Origin of the sequence: Enterococcus sp. AZ140 (genome assembly GCF_051714405.1) — a bacterium.
Taxonomy (GTDB): Bacteria; Bacillota; Bacilli; order Lactobacillales; family Enterococcaceae; genus Enterococcus_B; species Enterococcus_B pernyi.
The window spans coordinates 478,814-497,008 of the sequence record NZ_JBIORU010000001.1 but is presented as its reverse complement, the minus strand read 5'-3'; the positions used below and the strand labels follow the sequence as shown (position 1 = coordinate 497,008).

At 37.5% G+C, this 18,195-nt stretch carries 13 protein-coding genes; 7 read left to right on the top strand and 6 right to left on the bottom strand.

Annotation, left to right across the window (positions count from 1 at the left end; genetic code table 11):
- Positions 1–4 precede the first annotated feature (4 nt).
- Entirely contained in the window at positions 5–220 is a 216-nt protein-coding gene (locus IGJ39_RS02385; RefSeq protein ID WP_010736344.1) for a hypothetical protein, read from the bottom strand.
- A gap of 574 nt (positions 221–794) precedes the next feature.
- Here IGJ39_RS02385 and IGJ39_RS02380 point away from each other — a divergent pair.
- The 3 genes from IGJ39_RS02380 (at position 795) to IGJ39_RS02370 (ending at position 3,554) form a co-directional block, all read left to right on the top strand.
- Positions 795–1,397 carry an accessory gene regulator B family protein gene (locus IGJ39_RS02380; protein ID WP_010736345.1) on the top strand — a complete coding sequence of 201 codons (603 nt, stop codon included), beginning with the start codon at positions 795–797 and terminating at the stop codon, positions 1,395–1,397.
- 140 nt (positions 1,398–1,537) lie between these two features.
- A complete protein-coding gene (locus IGJ39_RS02375) occupies positions 1,538–2,821 on the top strand; it encodes a sensor histidine kinase (protein ID WP_195476163.1) in 1,284 nt (427 codons plus the stop codon).
- A 4-nt stretch (positions 2,822–2,825) separates the two neighbouring features.
- Positions 2,826–3,554: a LytR/AlgR family response regulator transcription factor gene (locus tag IGJ39_RS02370; RefSeq protein ID WP_010736348.1), complete on the top strand. Its 729-nt coding sequence runs from the start codon at positions 2,826–2,828 to the stop codon at positions 3,552–3,554.
- 102 nt (positions 3,555–3,656) lie between these two features.
- Here the strand turns inward: IGJ39_RS02370 and IGJ39_RS02365 are convergent, their stop codons facing one another.
- Positions 3,657–5,261 (bottom strand): zinc ABC transporter substrate-binding protein AdcA, encoded by a 1,605-nt coding sequence (locus tag IGJ39_RS02365; RefSeq protein ID WP_019723360.1) that lies wholly within the window; start codon positions 5,259–5,261, stop codon positions 3,657–3,659.
- A gap of 517 nt (positions 5,262–5,778) precedes the next feature.
- On the opposite strand from IGJ39_RS02365, the gene IGJ39_RS02360 reads away from it, so the two are divergent.
- On the top strand, positions 5,779–6,960 hold the full coding sequence (locus IGJ39_RS02360) for an AI-2E family transporter (RefSeq protein WP_019723359.1): 1,182 nt from the start codon (positions 5,779–5,781) through the stop codon (positions 6,958–6,960).
- Between the two features lie 291 nt (positions 6,961–7,251).
- On the opposite strand, the gene treC is transcribed toward IGJ39_RS02360, so the two are convergent.
- Positions 7,252–8,883: an alpha,alpha-phosphotrehalase gene (gene treC / locus IGJ39_RS02355; protein ID WP_019723358.1), complete on the bottom strand. Its 1,632-nt coding sequence runs from the start codon at positions 8,881–8,883 to the stop codon at positions 7,252–7,254.
- Positions 8,884–9,238: 355 nt separating this feature from the next.
- Here treC and IGJ39_RS02350 point away from each other — a divergent pair, with 355 nt between their 5' ends.
- A complete protein-coding gene (locus IGJ39_RS02350; RefSeq protein WP_019723357.1) occupies positions 9,239–10,333 on the top strand; it encodes an AI-2E family transporter in 1,095 nt (364 codons plus the stop codon).
- A gap of 157 nt (positions 10,334–10,490) precedes the next feature.
- Here IGJ39_RS02350 and IGJ39_RS02345 read toward each other — a convergent pair whose 3' ends face one another.
- Genes IGJ39_RS02345 through IGJ39_RS02335 form a run of 3 tightly spaced genes read right to left on the bottom strand, consistent with a single transcriptional unit; the run spans position 10,491 to position 14,232 of the window.
- Positions 10,491–10,790 (bottom strand): antibiotic biosynthesis monooxygenase family protein, encoded by a 300-nt coding sequence (locus tag IGJ39_RS02345; protein WP_019723356.1) that lies wholly within the window; start codon positions 10,788–10,790, stop codon positions 10,491–10,493.
- 17 nt (positions 10,791–10,807) lie between these two features.
- On the bottom strand, positions 10,808–13,519 hold the full coding sequence (locus IGJ39_RS02340) for an ABC transporter permease (RefSeq protein WP_066026458.1): 2,712 nt from the start codon (positions 13,517–13,519) through the stop codon (positions 10,808–10,810).
- An 11-nt stretch (positions 13,520–13,530) separates the two neighbouring features.
- Positions 13,531–14,232 (bottom strand): ABC transporter ATP-binding protein, encoded by a 702-nt coding sequence (locus IGJ39_RS02335; RefSeq protein ID WP_010736355.1) that lies wholly within the window; start codon positions 14,230–14,232, stop codon positions 13,531–13,533.
- 318 nt (positions 14,233–14,550) lie between these two features.
- Between IGJ39_RS02335 and rbsR the strand changes: the two genes are divergently transcribed.
- Together rbsR and IGJ39_RS02325 are read left to right on the top strand one after the other, a co-directional pair.
- Positions 14,551–15,579, top strand: a complete 1,029-nt coding sequence (gene rbsR, locus IGJ39_RS02330; RefSeq protein WP_019724320.1) for a ribose utilization transcriptional repressor RbsR — start codon at positions 14,551–14,553, stop codon at positions 15,577–15,579.
- 401 nt (positions 15,580–15,980) lie between these two features.
- Positions 15,981–18,116: a glucosaminidase domain-containing protein gene (locus IGJ39_RS02325; RefSeq protein WP_195339573.1), complete on the top strand. Its 2,136-nt coding sequence runs from the start codon at positions 15,981–15,983 to the stop codon at positions 18,114–18,116.
- Positions 18,117–18,195: the final 79 nt, after the last annotated feature.

Below are 18,195 nucleotides of genomic sequence, written 5' to 3'. Positions count from 1 at the left end.
ACTATTAGTAGCTGTACTCTTTCACTGCACTTGACTTACGAACGACTAATTGCCAGTGTAAATTGTGTGCAGTTTCATTGTCTTCATCTGCGCAATTGAGAACACGAACCATCAAACTATTCTCATAGATTTTTTCAATTTCTGCTTCAATTGGAGAACAAAATAAATCTGATACAAATGCGTACGTTTTACCGACTTCAAATAGATTTTCATTTTCCATGCTATTTCCTCCATTATGTTGTGCATACGGCACAACTTCTTTTGATAAAATTTCGAATCTGTTACCTTTATTGACAAACCCACCTTCTTAAAGGCTTGCATTTTAACATAGACTACCTTGTTGTTGATATCAGAAGGCAACAACATAAGGGGAAGGGGAGTTGCTGCCTTCTATTAAGAAGTTGGTAAAACAAAAATATAAGAACGTGCCACTTACATTTATCTTCGCAACCTCTACTAATTTTTAACATAAATTTTTAAACATAACACAGAAATATCATAAAAAGTTCTTTTGGCATCAAAACTGTTAAATAATCTCACTCTTTTTTGGTGTAATCGTACGTTTAGTTGAAAATTTAAAGATGATTTGATAGTTTTACAGGAAATTTTTTAATTATTTAGAGATAAACATGTCTTTTATTTTTTACATAAGAAAAAGCTTTTCATTCTTATATAACAAATATGTTACAAAATTCACTTAGTTAACGATTTTGATGTCAAAACGTCCTTTTATGAATCGAAAAACTTTTTTTATGTCTTTTCGCTTATTATAGTATTCGGAGGTACGTATAGAGATGAAAAATAAAGTGGTAAATCGAATATTGGCAATATTATTCAACGGAAAACAAGATGAAGAAGATATGACTTACATCCAAGTGAAGTTTGCTCTGGAAGTTTTGCTGAACAATCTTGGAAAACTTGCTGTCGTTTTTGTATTTTCTTTATTGACAGGCACGTGGGCAGAAACAGGAATGACTTTCCTTTCATATATCTGTATTCGCAGATATGCTTACGGTCTCCATTCCGATTCTGAATTTGTTTGCTTACTTTGGACTTTGCTTTATTTGTGGGGGGTTCCCTTAGTAATGAAACATTATCAATTGACTTTCTCTTTCCCTATGATGGTCCTTTTGTTAATTGTTTGTTTTTTCCTTTTGCTTCGCTATGGATCAAGAGGCACAGCCCTTAACCCAATTGCACCAGAGAAACGCCCACCCCTACTAAAAAAAGCAATTTTCATGTATCTTTTATTTGCAGTACTCACATTATTTTTCTCTGCTTCTTACTTTTCTACCTATTTACTACTTGGGATTATTTTAGAAATAGCTACGTTGCTTCCAGTTACAAATTACATGATGAATATTGGAGGAATTTTTTATGAAAAAAACAATCGTTAAACAATTAACTAACCTTTCTGATTTCTTTGTATCTGGCTGTTGCTTCGGTATGAGCTCAGAATTTAAAATACCTGAAAAATTAAAAAAATAATATTATAAATATGCTATAATTTGGGAAAACGCAATGGGAGCTGTGCTTTATGTTTTTGTGGTCCATAGCCTTGCAATATCTGATTTACACAAGTTCTATCTTAATCATCAATTCCCAAATTAAAAATAAATACCTATTTTCTACGTTTAGTCTCTTGGCAGCAGCCCTGTTGGGAATACTTTACCCGATTTTAGGTATTTTTTCTGCACTTGTCGCAATTGCCATGTTGAGTCTACTTTTCTTTTTCTTTTCATCCTCGCGCCAACATATGATCTACGCATTACCTTTGGGATTATTAGCTTCCATTTTAGGCGATCATTTGACGAGCGTTGCGGATTTTTTAGTATTGGAATCTGCTGTCATTGAACCTGGAGATGCATTACAATATTTCCATATAACTGTATCAGCGATTTTATCTTTATTATTTGCGTATGGATTCAAAAAGTTTTTAGATAATTGGTCCGCTAGTGTTGACCGTCGAATGATTGGTACAATCGGTTCATTGGTTTTACTTACCTACTATATCATTATTTTTTATACACGATTTTCTGGTGAAACGCCAAAAGTACTAGCATTAAATACGAGCTTTTTTATCCTTTATCTGTGTGTCGGCCTAATTATCTTGATTTACTATTGGAAAATATCAAATAAAAAGATGGCAGATCAATTATTGGAACAACGCATCCAATTGCAGCAAGATTACATTAGAGATCTAGAAAAAAATTATCAAGAGCTTAGAGAATTTAAACACGATTATCAAAATCTGTTGTTTTCTTTGAATAGTTATATTTCTGAAGGCGATCTTGAGGGCTTACAAAAATATTACAACCAAACGATTTTACCTACACGTGAAATGATGAATCTCTTCCCAGCAAACCTTAGCTTACTAGACAAAATGAAGGTACCTGAAATAAGAAGTCTATTCTCTTTAAAATTAATGATGGCACAAGAAAAAGGTATCTCTGTCCAATTGACCGTTCCAGATGAAATCGTCATTGGTAAAAAATATACGATCAATTTGGTAAGAATGCTTGGTATTATTCTTGATAATGCAATCGAAGGTGCAACAATAACCAAAAAGAAAAAAATCGAAGTGCTGATCATCAAGAAAAAACAGTCGTTGATGATACGCGTCATCAACACTACTACGAATACGTTTCCATTGAGTAAGTTAAAACAAAAAGGCTTCTCGACGAAAACAAATCCCAAAAATGAAGGATTAGGTTTATTTATTCTTGATGAGTTAACAAAAACGAATCCTTATCTTTTTCTTGAAACATCGATTGAGAATCAGCGATTTTCACAAACAATCCATATACAATTAAAGGAGTAATTTTATGATTCCCATTTACATTTGTGAAGACGATCCGAAACAACTGGAAGTCATCTCTACAGTAATCAAGAATCGGATCATGATTGAAAATTTGGATAGTTATGTCCATATTGCAACTTCTGATCCTATTGAACTCCTCAATGCAGCAAGGATACGTACGTCTTCTTTTGGTATTTATTTTTTGGATATCGAACTGAAAGACAGTGAATTAGATGGCATTGCCATTGGAAAACGAGTACGTGACTTGGACTCGCTTGGAAAAATCATTTATGTTACTTCACACACCGATCTTTCCATGACGATTTTGAAAAGCAACATTGAGCCGACTGATTATATCATCAAAGAAGATATTTTTGATCTTAAAGAAAATGTTGAACGTATCTTAAGTAAGATATTCGAAGATTTCCAAACTGCGCCATTACAAAAGGATATTTTTAGAATTGAATTCAATGATGAAATCAAATTTTTACCTATTCGAGATATCCAATACTTTTCTACTGCTCAAGGTACTCCTCATAAACTGGAGGTCCATTTGACACATGCCCAAATGCAGTTTTACGAGAAGATAAAAGATATCGAAAAGAAAAGTCAACACTTTATCCGCTGTCACAAATCTTATGTCATCAATACCCAAAATGTCCAAACAATCAATAAGAAAACACGAGAAGTGACTCTATCCAACGGGGAAGTGATCCCTGTTTCGATTCGTGGGCTAAAGAAGTTGATTTCTTGAAAGACAATAAAATAAATAATTTCTTTTTAATAAAGAAACGAAGAATGAATGAAAAAGTCGTAAAATCCTCTTTTCCATTCATTCTTCGTTTTTTAGTATCGTTTAATGCGCGATCATTTCTTGCGCGATTTCTTTTCCAGTCATTTCTTCAGGATAGAAAGTTGGCCAATTGTCCATTTCTTCTAGTAACGCTTCTTGGCTTTCATTTCCTAAATAGATATGGAAATGGTCTGATTTGGTAGGCGCAATCGAGTGGTCACTGAATTGTACATACTTGAACGCACCAGAATCAGGATCTTCCGCTTCAAACAAGAAACGGACACCGCGATTACCTGCTGAATAGTTCAAGATTTCTTTACCAGCATAACGGTATTTCGATTCTTTAACTTCGCCATCCTTGAAAGTAAAAATCATCGTATCATCTTTGATCTCAATTTTTTCGACATCTGTTTTGTAGCCTATTTCATAATATTCACGATACTCTTCAGCTGTCATATCTGGATTTGTTTTGGCTTTATATTCAAATACTTGATCAAACGTTCCATCTGCCATATACGTATCGACAGTTTGCCAGATACCATTCCAATCCGACAATGGACGGTCTTGGACCTCTGAATCTTCAAAATAACCATTATAAACTGTTTTTTCTTTTTCAGGTTTCAATGTATCTTCTAATGGATTTTCAGTATCCGTCGTTTTTTGGAGCGCTTTTAAGTTTGCTTCCATGATTGAAATGTACGTTTCACCGTTATCCATTTGCTCTTTTGTCAATCCTTCTAAAGGATTCAATACTGCTAACGATACGCCTGCTTCAGTAGCTAAAGTACGAGCGATACTGTCTTTGGCATTCTCTTCAAAATAGATATATTCAATCCCATGGTCTTCAACAAATTCTTTTAACTCGGCAATTCTTGCAGCAGATGGTTCTTCACTTGAAGAAAGACCGGCAATTGGTACTTGATTAAGACCATATTCTAGAGCTAAATAATTGAACGCAGCGTGTTGGGTCACAAATGATTTTTGTTTTGCTTGACCTAATGTTTCTTTAAAAGTGTTGTGTAGCGTTTCTAATTCTTCTAAATAAGAGGCAGCATTTTCAGTGAATGCTTCTTCTTTTTCAGGATATGCCTCAATCAATTGGTCACGAATCGTTTCTACTTGCTTCATCGCTAGATTAGGAGCTAACCAAACATGTGGATCTAATTCATGTGAATGACCGTGGTCTCCGTGATCGTGATCATGGTCGTGGTCATCCGCATGATCATCGTGATCATGGTCTTCATGATCGTGGTCTTCATCGTCATGATCGTGGTGATGGCAATGACCATCCCCAGGCAATAACAACATTCCTTCTGTTGCTTTGATTGGAAGTACATCGCCCTCTTTTAAAGTATGTTCAATTGCTGGAACCCAAGTTTCCATATTTTCATCATTATAAACAAAAACATCAGCATTTTGGATTTTTGCCATATCTCTTGCAGAAGGTTCGTAGTCATGTGAATCTGTTCCAGCTGGAATCAATAATTCAACATTTCCCTCCTCACCAACTACTTGCTTCGTAAATTCGTACATTGGATAAAATGTCGTCATTACATTCAAGTTTTCATCATTTTGTGCATTTGTATTTGTTGCAGTATCTCCTGTGCCACAACTTGCAAGGATCCCTGTCAACAGTAATCCTCCTACCACCTTGATCCAACGTTTCATTTTATTCGCTCCTTCTCATCTTCTTTCTCTATTTGATTACGATTAATAAACACAAATCGTAATAGTTACGTTTTAGCAACAGGAATTAATTTAGCATAGAATCAAACCAACCGTCAAGCATTATTACTAAATTTATTTTATTATCGAAATTCGATTGATTTTTCAACTGTATCATTTTCTTTTTATACCCGTTTCAGATTATAATAACTTGGAGTAGGACAAGGTTGTGAAAGAAGCGGTCAGCACTGAGTAATAAGACAGGAAAATCAAAAATGGTTTTTTCATTTTGGATTTTCTTGGCTTATTATTGAAGTGTTGCTTCTTGAACACCGTTTATCTAGGTTGTGAAAGAAGCGTTTTGACCTGAGCAGTAAGATGGAAAATCAGAAAATAGCTTCTCATATTTTTCATCGTTTGGCTGTCTATTAAAAAGGCTTCATTCGATCTCAATAGTTGCTTCGTGAGAATAGCCCAACCCAAAAACCAACTACTTATTTCAAGAGAAAGGAGAACTATCGTGGAAAAAAAACCGAAAGAATCTTCCCGACTGATTCGTTTTTTAGGAGGGAAAACTTCGTATTACGTTCTAGGATTACTTGTGATGATCGCGTTGGTCATTTACTTTTTCCAAAAGATTGCTTTTATATTCAAACCACTGGTTGTCATTTTTATCACGACTTTACCACCAGTCCTTTTTGCTTTGGTCATATATTATTTATTAGAACCTTTGATCAAACGTCTCAGCAAGAAACTCTCACGTAATCTGTCAGTCATTTTAGTTTTTGTTATTATTTTATTGCTGATTGGCTTAGGAGGTGTCTGGCTGTTTCCGTTTTTAGAACAGCAAGCAACCACATTGATTCAACAACTACCTGACCTATTCCAAGATTTCCAACAAACGTTGAAGGACTTTTTAGCACAGACACCATTTTCTGATTCATTCAATCAATTCTTTGCATCGATCGATGATTTCACCGATAACTTTACTTCATTCATCGGTAACTATTGGCAGAGCGGTGCAGAAAGTCTAGGAAATCTATTCTCAGCGGTCACAACGACCTTTATCACTTTATTTACTGGTCCGATCATTGCCTTTTTCCTTTTAAAAGATCCGCACAATTTTTATCAATCGGTCTTAGGTATCGTTCCACCAAAATTTCGCACAGATTTTCGGACTTTGACTAAAATTGCGAACCAACAATTAGGTGCTTTCTTAAAAGGACAAATCATCGCTTCTTTCATTCTAGGCGCCGTTTACTGGGTAACTTTTTTATTGATTGGCTTAGAATTTGCAAGTATTCTGGCTATCGCTGCTGGTTTATTATGTATTATTCCTTATATCGGTCCATTCATCGCTTTCTTTCCGGGACTATTCATTGCTTTTCAAGATTCGACGTTCATGGCTGTAAAATTTGTGATCGTCTGGTTCGTTGTCCAGTTGCTTCACGGAGATCTTGTGGTCCCTCGTGTGATGGGTGATCGGTTACAGATCCACCCCATCACGATTTTGATTGTCTTATTAGTCATGGGAGATCTTCTAGGAATCATGGGCGTCATTTTTGGTATTCCGATCTATACATTGATCAAACTACTCGTTGTTTTTCTCTTTAGAAAATTCAAACAGCGTTACAATAAGTTTTATGGGGATCAAGGCGTTTATCAAAAAGCTGATTTTTCAGAGAAGGATTACTTTAAGTAACAAAAAAGGATAGGCGTGAGACATGAGTCCACTCCTATCTTCTAAAAAACTATACGGTATTCATCGAGCAACCTTTCAGAGATGAGCAAATCCCATAAATAGGAAGTGGGACATTAGCACTCTTCCACCACCTAAAACCGAATAAACGGCGGGAGCAGAAGTAACCTCTTCGGAAATAAGGCGCCATCCACAAAAATTTGAAGAACAATTTTCGTGGATGGCGCCTTATTTCTCGAGGCTAAACACTTCTGTCCCGGCCTCATTTTTCAAACTATTCGTTTGTCACAGCCTCTACTTTTCTTGCACTAATAGTGCGACTGCTTGATAAGGTTGTAACTTCATTTCTTTTTCAACTGTCGTTGGGTAGTTACTGATCAATACTTCCGCACCTACAAATTCTTCCGGTAATTCCACCGACGTTTCTTTCGCGTAAAAATTGGTCAGAACTAATAATTTTTGATGATCGGTTTGTCTAAGATAGCCATAGACTTGTGGATGCTCAGGTGCATAGGCTTTGTAATCACCATTAGCAATCACTGGATATGTTTTTCTTAGTTGGATCAGTCTTTGGTAATAGGCAAAAATCGACTGTTCTTGCTTTTGCTCGTTTGCTACATTAATTGTTTCATGCTTCGATGCTAAAGGTAACCAAGGTGTCCCTGACGTGAAGCCAGCTTGTGGTTCATCTGTCCACTGCATCGGTGTGCGTGAGTTATCTCGTGACTTTGCTTTAATTCGTCGAAAGGCTTCTTCTGGCGTGAATCCTTGTTCTTGTAACAGGTTATATGCGTTTAAGCTTTCAATGTCCCGATAGTCAGAAATCGAATCGAAGTCAGGATCGATCATCCCGATTTCTTCTCCCATATAGATATACGGAGTACCTCGATTTAAATGGATCATCGTGGCCAACATTTCTGCCCCTTGTTTACGGTACTGTTCGACATCGACAAAACGATTTAAGGCACGTGGTTGGTCATGGTTATTCAAAAATAGTGCATTCCAGCCATTTCCTGCGCTCATTTCTTCTCCCCAAGTATGGAACAAACGCTTTAACTCTTCAAAATCAAATGGCGGAGTTGTCCATTTATTGCCATTTTCATAATCGACTTTCAAATGGTGGAAATTAAATACCATTGACAATTCATTTCGTTCTGGTGACGTATATAAAAGACAGTTTTCGATAGTCGTTGAACTCATTTCTCCTACCGTTAGGATTTCAGGGTCTTGGCCAAACGTTTCTTTATTTAAGCGTTGTAAATACGTATGAGTAATTGGTTTATCTGTGTACTCGGCTTTCCCTTCATTTTCCGCGTTGTTTTTCAGTTCCTCGTCTTTTCCGATCACGTTGATTACATCAAAACGGAACCCTTTGACACCTTTATCCATCCAAAAACGAACAACTTTGAATAATTCTTGTTGGACTGCTTCATTACGCCAATTCAAATCAGCTTGCGTTTTATCATACAAATGTAAATAGTACTTCCCTGTTTCGCCGAAGGGCGCCCAAGCGTTCCCACCGAATTTTGATACCCAATCTGTTGGTTCATCTCTTAAAATAAAGAAATCTTGATAATACTTGTCTCCAGCTAATGCTTTTTGGAACCATTCATGTTCAATAGAGACATGGTTCAATACCATATCTAGCATGATGTCGATCTGATATTTTTTTGCTTCAGCGACTAGCTCTTCAAAATCAGCCATCGTACCGAATAATGGATCGATTGCTTGATAATCAGAGATATCATACCCATTGTCTTTTTGCGGGCTTGGGTAAAAGGGATTCAACCAAATCATATCAATGCCCAATTCATTTAAATAAGGCAATTTTTCTTTGACTCCTGGTAAATCACCAATCCCATCACCATTCGTGTCACGATATGACTTGGGATAAATCTGATAAATCACTTTTTCTGTAAACGCCATAAGCCTGTACCTCCAGCTGTTTTTTAACTTATATATACAAGTTGATAATCCAATTATATATGAAACGTAAGCGTTTGTAAATCAATGACGCTAGGAAATGTGTGCCATCATTTTTCCAGCAAATATTTTACGTTAAATCGATCATTCACGCCGCGCTCAATTCATTTAACTATTTATTTTTTTACAAATTCCTTTTTCAAGAAAATAAATTCTTTTAGTTATGTTATATTTAAGTATAGGGTCGTGATATAAATCAGCTTGTAGCATCTAAAATCGATTGAACAGTCTTCAAGTAACATGCTTTTTTCATACATACCCTAAACGATAAAAAGCCAAAAAGCGGAGGATCTCTACTATGACTTTTTTAAAACGTTCCAAATTATTTGCAACACTTGTTTTACTTAGCTTGACAGGAATCACTATTTTTATTTTTTCTAAGATCACTTTTATTTTCAGGCCACTCGAAGCGATCATGGCAAGTATCTTCTTGCCAATCTTGATTTCAGTTTTCGTATTTTATATTTTTCTTCCAATATACAATCAACTCCTCAAATATATAAAATCAAGAACGCTTGCGGTCACACTGATGATGCTACTGATTTTGTTAACTGTGTATTTGACCGTACAAGTGATTTTACCGATCATCATTTTGGAAATCAGTAAATTTATCGGTCAGGTTCCTCAAATTCTTTATGTTTTGGCAGAGAATCTAGATGGTTCCTTATTAGAAGAACGCTTGCTCCCATTTATTGATACACTGGAATTGAACCAATTGACACGTTTTGTTTTACAATTTGTTTCAGGTGCCACTTCAAGTTTAGTCAATGTATTCGAAATCGTTTCGCGCTCTGCGATCATTCTCTTTACGATTCCACTCTTACTGATTTATATGTTCAAAGATGGCGACAGGATTCCAGCTATATTGACACGCTACACGCCTAAGAAATTCCATCAGTTAGTCAGAGATTGGTGCCATGATTTCCATTTAGCAGCTTCGACCTATATTAGTGGCAAGCTTTTAGTCTGTACGTATGTAGGTGTGGGGAGTTATCTTGTTTTTAAAGTATTAGGCTTGCCAAATGCGTTATTACTTGCCTTGATTTGTGGATTGATGGATATCATTCCTTATTTTGGTCCGTTTATTGGTGCTGCACCGGCTTTACTGTACGCATTAAGTCAAGACGTGAAAACAGCCTTACTCTTAGTAGCTTTCATCACCTTGATTCAATTTGGGGAATCTTACTTGGTGTCTCCTCTAGTGATGAATAAGATGATTCATATCCATCCAATTGCGACTGTTTTTCTTTTACTTGTCGCTGGGAACTTGTTTGGCTTATTAGGAATGATCCTCGTATTGCCGACGTATACGATCATTCGGGAGATGATCCGTAGCTTTATTCGCTTTAAGAACACTACTGATACAGCTAATTCAACTCATCCAACTGAATAATCCTAGGGATAAACGGGGAACTTTACCGTTTATCCTTTTTTGGCTTTACCTCGAAGCTCTCTTTATCTATTCTCCTCTATCTTTCAACAAAAAAACCGTTTATTGCGATCTTCTTTTTCAAGAATAAGCAATAAACGGATCAGAACTATCGATTGATCTATTCTGTTGGTTCATCGATGAAACGTTGGACCTTCATCTTCAACTGATATTTTTTTCGTAATTCAGCAATCTCCACCATCATCTCTGATTTGTGGTGACGATCGATTGCTTCTTGATCTGTCCAGCGATCTACCAATAAGATCGATTCAGCATCTTCTAAAGGAATAAAATACTCATAACGTTCATTTCCTTCTTGCGCACGAATGCGTTCGACGATTCCTCGCTCTGTCATTTCTTGGGCAAATGCCTTTGCATTGCCTTCTTTACCGCTATATAGGATATTCACAGTAATACTCATCTTAGTCCCCCCACTCGTTATTCATTTGATTTCAATGCATCGATCATATCAATATGCTTCAATTTGAAATGAGTGACGATCATCACGATCACCGTGAATAGAATCGTCAAAGCAGCGGATAGTGTATAAGCAACCCAGGTAATAACTAACGGGAAAATCACTGATTCCATTGAAGCTTGGCGTAAAATAAAGTCGGTCAGCACATAACCGATCCCAAATCCTCCAATGATCCCTAATAAAGTAAAGATGATATTTTCTCGAACGATGTACATCGTGACTTCTTTATCAAAAAAGCCTAATACTTTGATCGTAGAAAGTTCACGTACTCGTTCAGAGATATTGATATTCGTTAAATTGTATAAAACGATAAACGCCAATAAACCAGATAGAACGACGAAAATGATGACCACTGCATCTAAATTTGAAAGAGATTCTTCTTGGTTCTTGATCTGTGTCGAAATAAAAGAGGTATTAGTAACCGCCCCCGTTTTCAATAATTCTTCTGAGAGTGTATCCTCTTCTTCTTTCGACATCTTTTCTGTTTTGAGTAAATACGCATTGGTTGTCATTGGCTGTCCAGAAATCTCTTCATAGTACGTTGGACTCATATAGACAAAATTACCCAAATAATTTTGCAAAATGACTGCCACCGTTCCATGTAATTTTTGTTGATCGTCATCATACATTTCCACCGTATCACCGACAGATAAATCGAATAATTCAGCCGCTTTACGTGTAATCGCAAGCCCATGATCTGGTAGTTCTACCGATTGATCGTCCGTTGTTTTCAAATGGATGAACGTTTCTAATGCTTGTTCATTTTCTGGTACCATCAAAGTCAAACTTTGTGATGCTTGGCCTTTTTTACGTAGTTCAATCGTTTGCGAATCAATCGCTAAACGATCAGTGATCTTCGCTTGATCATCCATTGCGTCATTGATTTCTTTTTGACTCGTTTCATCAGTTTGATTGGTCGTTACGATCGCTTGATAATCAATGATTGGTCCAAACTGTTTGGCAGAAACCGAGCTAAGCGAATCCTTTAGCCCAACTCCTGCGACCATCAATCCTGCACAACCGGCAATTCCGATGATTGCCATGAACATCCGTGATTTATAACGGAAAAGATTACGATAACTGATTTTTTGATTGAAGCTTAAACGTGACCAAAGAGGAGTAATGTATTCTAAAAGAATTCTTTTCCCCGGTTTCGGTGCTTTAGGCTGTAACAAAGCAGCTGGTCGTTCGCGTAGATCTTTGAATAGAACTAACATCGCTGCACCAAAAGCAGCAATGAAGAACGCAATAGCTGCTTGGATGATTGGTGGCCAATCATAGAAAATCACCGCACTGCCAATATCATAACGTTCGTTTGAAAGCTCAAAAATGATCCGTGGCAAAAGATTGGTTCCTAATATCGTTCCTAAAATGATTCCGATACCTGAAGCGAGACAAGCATAAATGGCATATTTTTTGGCAATCTCCAATTTACTGTATCCTAAGGCTTTCAATGTACCGATTTCTCGTCTATTTTCTTCTACCATCCGTGTCATCGTGGTAAAAGTGATCAATGCTGCAATAAAGAAGAAAAAGACTGGAAAGACATTTGCGATGGCTGCGATGCGTTCAGCTAGATCGCCAAATTCCTGAAAGCCGACATTTTCCGATCGCTCTTGGAAAAGATAAGTTGGCTTGGCTAATTCATTGATTTTTTCTTCATTCTCCGCAATAGATGCTTCGGCCTCTGTTAGCTCCGCTTCTTTTGTTGTCAATTGTGCTTCTTGCTCTGATAATTGACTTTCTTGTTCCGCTAAAGCACTCAATGCCGGTGTTCGCTGCGGTTCAGGTAACTGCTCCAAGACTTGACGTTGTTGATCAATCTGCGTTCTCGCTGCTTCTAATTGACTTTTCGCATCAGCCACTTGTGATTTTCCGGCTGCGATTTCTTGTTTTGCAGGGCCTAAAGCATCCTTGCCCTCTTGCTTCAGCTGTTCTAAACGTTGTTGCGGTCGCTCTTCAAACAACCCTTCCAGCTTTTCGATGTTTTTTTCCATCTCTTCTTGGTATTCTTCACTGTACGTATTTAAATCGTCGACATTTGCAAAGTCAAGATATAATACGGATTGGATATCTGTTTTAAAATTATCTTGGGGGACATAGGCAAAGTAATCAATACTCCCATTCCCTACATTTGCAAAACCTCGTTCTAAATTATTGATGAATAACGGCGAGCGGACAAAACCTGTAATCTTGTATGCCGTCTCTTTCAAGTCATCTGATTCAATCGTGTAGGTGTCACCGATGCTGTATCCTTGATTTTTTGCCTTCTCATCTAGTACAAGTTCATCATCCGATTGTGGCAAGCGACCATTGATCACCGTCAACTCATTTTGTTTCATATCTGGAGCGTAAGAGAATACTTGGACAACTTCATTTTTATTGGCATTCGCGTAATATAGTTGTTTGCCCGTTTCAACGGTTACATCTGAGAGTTTCTCTGCTTCTGCAACATCTTCTTTCGTCAATCCTGCTGTCGAAATGATCTGTAGATCAGAGAGTTTACCTGCCCTGACATATTCATCCATCGTTTTTTGCATCACAGGACCAGCTGTCTTGACGCCTACATATAAGAGCGTGCCGAGTAAAATGATCAATATAATCGCGATAAAGCGTCCTTTTGATTGGCGTATTTCACGAAATCCTGCTTTGAGGTAAGTTCTATTTTTCATGGCAAACCTCCTTACCAAACAAGTTCATCGATAGATGAAGGCTGTTCATTCAATTCGACTGCACGGACTTTTGCATCGTTGATATGGATTACTCGGTCAGCGATTGGTGCTAAAGCCGAGTTATGTGTAATGATCAAAACGGTATTGCCATGTTCACGACTAGCATTTTGCAACAATTTCAATACTTGTTTTCCTGTTTCAAAATCCAATGCGCCAGTTGGTTCATCACAAAGTAATAATTTTGGGTTTTTCGCAAGCGCTCGTGCAATCGACACACGTTGTTGTTCGCCCCCTGATAATTGTGATGGGAAATTATTCAACCGGTGCGCAAGCCCAACTTGTGTCAAAACTTCTACAGGATCTAACGCATTTGGCGAAACTTCTGTTGCCAATTCAACATTTTCTTTTGCAGTTAAGTTAGGAACAAGATTATAAAATTGAAAAACAAAGCCAACATCTGTCCGGCGATAAGCCGTTAATTGTTTGTCATTGAATTGAGCAATATCTGTTTCATCAATAATGATCTGTCCCTCATCCGGTGTATCCATCCCACCTAAAATATTCAATACCGTTGATTTCCCTGCTCCACTAGGCCCAAGAATAATCACTAATTCTCCTTTTTCAATGGAGAATGAAATATCGTCATTCGCTGTAATCGTTGTTTCGCCCATCTGGTAACGCTTAAATTCATTTTTTACTTCTACATATTTCATAAAACTTCCACCTTCATTCTCCCTTTTATTTATCTATTTGGTAAATCTCTTATATTTTAACACTGAAATGAAAGGTTGTGAAAAAAACCTTTTCAAAAGAGGTCGTGAAAGGCACGTTTAGCACAGAGGCATAAGAAAGAAAAATAGAAAATGGTTCTTTCATTTTTTGATTTTTTTGGCTTATTATTGAAGTTTTACTTCTGGAATACCTTTTATCCGGTTCTAGAGTGTGCAAGATGACGAATATCACAGAATCATCATTTACTTCTTTACGTATTCATGGGAAAATGACACTAAGAAAGAGATAGGAGTATAGCAATGGCAAAGAAAAAAGTGACGATCAAAGACGTTGCGAAACATTCAGGCGTATCCATCGCAACTGTCTCACTGATCTTGAATGGCAATGAAGCAAAATTCCATCCAGATACGGTCAAAAAAGTAGTAAAAGCAAGAGACGAATTAGGTTACCAACCCGATTACATTGCACGTCAAATGATCACAAAGAAAACAAAAACCATCGGTGTTCTTGTCCCTGATATCACCAATCCTTTTTTCAATACGTTGATGCAAGGGATCGAAGACTATCTTTATCAACAAAATTTTGTCACGATTCTATGCAATGCAGATTTTGATCATCAAAAAGAAACGGATTATTTACTTGAGTTGACGCAACGTGGTGTCGACGGGTTTATTATTGCCTCTTCGGCTGTCTCAACGATAGCCCTTCAAGTTTCTTTGAAGAAACAAGGGAAACCATTTATCGTATTAGATCAGAAAAAAGCAGAAGGTTCTAGTGATGCGGTCTTAACAGATGATTATCAAGGTGGGTACTTAGCCGGTGAGCATCTACTAGGCTTAGGTCATCAGGAAATTGCTTTAGTCTATCCACAACAGACACCGCAAAATGTCCAAAATCGGATAGATGGTTTCTTAGCAGCGTGTAAACATGTGGATCATTCTGAGAAACAGATTCATTGGTTCCCTACTCACTTTTCAAAAAAAGGGGGCTATGAAATCGTTCCTGATTTACTTTCCTCTGCTACTACAGCGATCTTCGCATTGAATGACGAACTAGCTTTTGGTGTATATCGCGGATTAGCGGAGCAAGATAAACTCATTCCCGAAGATTATAGCATCATTGGCTATGATAATATTGATATGTGTGAATACATGAAGCCTAAATTAACGACCATTGCTCAACCCATTTTAGAGTTAGGTAAAGCGACTGCTCGTTTACTCTTAGAACGCATCCAACACCCTGATAAATCATGGGAAGAACTTTTATTGCCCGTAGAGTTGATCCAACGTTCCTCAACTCAATCGATCGATCTCTCCGCCCCACAATAACACGAATATTTGTTGCGAATCAATGATGACTGAACCTGTTATCATTGGTTTTTAAAATAATGCGTTATTTTATATTTTTATTTCTTCCATAAAAAGCCAGCAACCAGGGCTTTTTTTTACGTTCGTTATTTAACGAAATGTTTTGAAGAATTGATAAATCTTTGGTAAACTTATAGTAAGTGTACTCATTTCCCCCAAAATTTGTGCCCCCACAAATGAAATAGGGTACATCAAACAATGAATGTTCAAACGAAATGAATAGCTACTTAATACTTTTGTCCAATGTTTATTTGTTTTTTATTCGTGAATCATGATTGAATATATTCACGAAATCAAGCAACTGACAGAACAGATGCAACTTTATTAGTGCAACTGTGGAAAAAGAAAAGGAGTATTTCGTTATGAAGAAAAAAACAGCAATACGCCTACTTGCAGCATCTTGGCTGATTGCTCCAACTTTGTTATCTACACAGCCTGCATTTGCTACAATCAGGCGAACACAGACATCCGAAAGCACGATCGTTGCGGAGTCACCTTCAGCTACGACCGATTCAAGTACTAATGATTCCACGCTATCAAGTTCTTCAACAGATTCTTCCGATAATCCAGAGGAATCAACGGAAGAATCGACCGAAACAGCCACTCGGACGCTATCGATTGCTCGGAATTTACGTGGAAAAATCAAATTGAAGATCGTTGATGAAGAGAAAGAAAAATCTGAGATCAAAACAAGAGAGTACACAGAAGAAGATTTTCTAGAGATTTCTAAGTCTGGCAAAGTCAAAGACTTAAAAGAAGGAACCAAAGTTACATATATGATCACACCTGAAACGAATGAACAATTAGTTTCTGTCAAAATCGAAGGTGCGCAAGAAATCGACTATACCAAACAAATTTTTACAGTCGGCGTGACTGATTTAACGATCTCCGCAAAATTTGAGTCGTCGACTTCCCCTTCTGAACCAACCTCTCCAGAAGAAGAAACGACGGATTCTTCTGAGCCAACGCCAGTTACTCCAGATATTCCGGATAGTGGTAATAATGGCAATACTGGCAATTCGGGAAATAATGGCAACAACAACGGAAATTCAACTACAGGAAATACGACAAATCCTTCACGACCACCAAGTTCTTCAAATAATAATGGGAATACAAGTGGTTCTACTGGATCAACAAACAATAATGGCTCATCTTCAAACCAGACAACAAACACTAATCGGCCTCAGACGCCCGATCGAATTGAAAACCCAGCTTCAGAATCATCTGATTTTGTTGTAAAAACACCGATCGAAGCAATTTTACCGGCCAACACAACAAGCACCCAACAAGCACTTGTAAAAGAAGCATATCGCCAGCTGGGAAAACCATATGTTTGGGGTGCCAAAGGTCCTACGACTTTCGATTGTTCTGGTTTGACTTATTACATTTATAAAAAAGTAACTGGCCATTCGATTGGAGGTTGGACAGGGGAACAACAATACGCGGGTACACAAATCCCTGTCGAGAATGCTCAACCGGGCGATCTAGTTTTTTGGGGACCTGCTTCGGGTACTACCCATCATGTAGGTATTTATATTGGTAATGGGAATTACATCCATGCCCCTCAACCGGGTGACCATGTGCGGATCACTTCCATCAAGGATTACAGACCCGACTTTGCCTTACGTGTCAATATAGCTGGTTTACCACGAGCGACAAATTCGTTAGCTAATTCACCGATTTTAGATGGGATCAACGATTCATTCCATTTCGCACAAAATCAAACAACAGATCAGTTTGTCGAAAAAATTGCTGAAGATGCTCGAGAAATTGGGCAAGAAGAAAATATTTATGCTTCTGTTATGATGGCACAAGCTATTCTAGAAAGTGGTTCTGGCAACAGCTTGCTTTCTCGTTCACCGAACTATAATCTTTTTGGGATCAAGGGCGCTTATAAAGGGAGTAGTATTTCCTTCAACACCTTAGAACAAACAGCAGCTGGGCAAAACTATCAAATCCGTGCAGCATTTCGTAAATACCCATCTTATAAAGAAAGCTTAGAAGACTACGCAGATTTGATCAAAAACGGCTTATCTCATAATGCTGATTTTTACAAACCAACCTGGAAATCTGAGACTAAAGATTACCGAGAAGCAACGAAGTATTTAGAAGGGCGCTATGCGACAGATCGACAATATTCTAGGAAATTGAATGCTATCATTGAAGCCTATGACTTGACGCAATACGACGAACCAAAAGAACAAGAAAAACAGGATTCTGAAACAAATGAGCGAATGGATTCCTTTGTCGTTCCTACTCGTTGGCGAAATTCTTCGTCTACCTCATCTAGAATGACCATTTCGTTGTTCAATCAAAGAAACCCTTCACTTCTATATCTATCAGAATTAAGATTTGCTTCTTTCTGGGACCTATGGCATCATTTTTCAGTGAGAGAGATCCCACAGAAACTTTCTGTAACGGTCAGAGAAACCGATCAGCCACTTGCTAGTCGCTTGAACCTTGATCGTGTCTTTCGGATGAAACAATTTTTGAGATAGCAAAAATGGACACACATCAAAGAACCAAAACTCAGAAGTGGATGGAATACTTCTGAGTTCTGGTTCTTTTTATGTATCT

Bases quoted from the DNA above. Each gene is read 5' to 3' on its own strand.
- IGJ39_RS02350 (WP_019723357.1), top strand. From the start codon at position 9,239: ATGACTTTTTTAAAACGTTCCAAATTATTTGCAACACTTGTTTTACTT.
- IGJ39_RS02340 (WP_066026458.1), bottom strand. From the start codon at position 13,519: ATGAAAAATAGAACTTACCTCAAAGCAGGATTTCGTGAAATACGCCAA.
- IGJ39_RS02335 (WP_010736355.1), bottom strand. From the start codon at position 14,232: ATGAAATATGTAGAAGTAAAAAATGAATTTAAGCGTTACCAGATGGGC.
- rbsR (WP_019724320.1), top strand. From the start codon at position 14,551: ATGGCAAAGAAAAAAGTGACGATCAAAGACGTTGCGAAACATTCAGGC.
- treC (WP_019723358.1), bottom strand. From the start codon at position 8,883: ATGGCGTTTACAGAAAAAGTGATTTATCAGATTTATCCCAAGTCATAT.
- IGJ39_RS02365 (WP_019723360.1), bottom strand. From the start codon at position 5,261: ATGAAACGTTGGATCAAGGTGGTAGGAGGATTACTGTTGACAGGGATC.
- IGJ39_RS02380 (WP_010736345.1), top strand. From the start codon at position 795: ATGAAAAATAAAGTGGTAAATCGAATATTGGCAATATTATTCAACGGA.
- IGJ39_RS02375 (WP_195476163.1), top strand. From the start codon at position 1,538: ATGTTTTTGTGGTCCATAGCCTTGCAATATCTGATTTACACAAGTTCT.
- IGJ39_RS02385 (WP_010736344.1), bottom strand. From the start codon at position 220: ATGGAAAATGAAAATCTATTTGAAGTCGGTAAAACGTACGCATTTGTA.
- IGJ39_RS02345 (WP_019723356.1), bottom strand. From the start codon at position 10,790: ATGAGTATTACTGTGAATATCCTATATAGCGGTAAAGAAGGCAATGCA.
- IGJ39_RS02325 (WP_195339573.1), top strand. From the start codon at position 15,981: ATGAAGAAAAAAACAGCAATACGCCTACTTGCAGCATCTTGGCTGATT.
- IGJ39_RS02370 (WP_010736348.1), top strand. From the start codon at position 2,826: ATGATTCCCATTTACATTTGTGAAGACGATCCGAAACAACTGGAAGTC.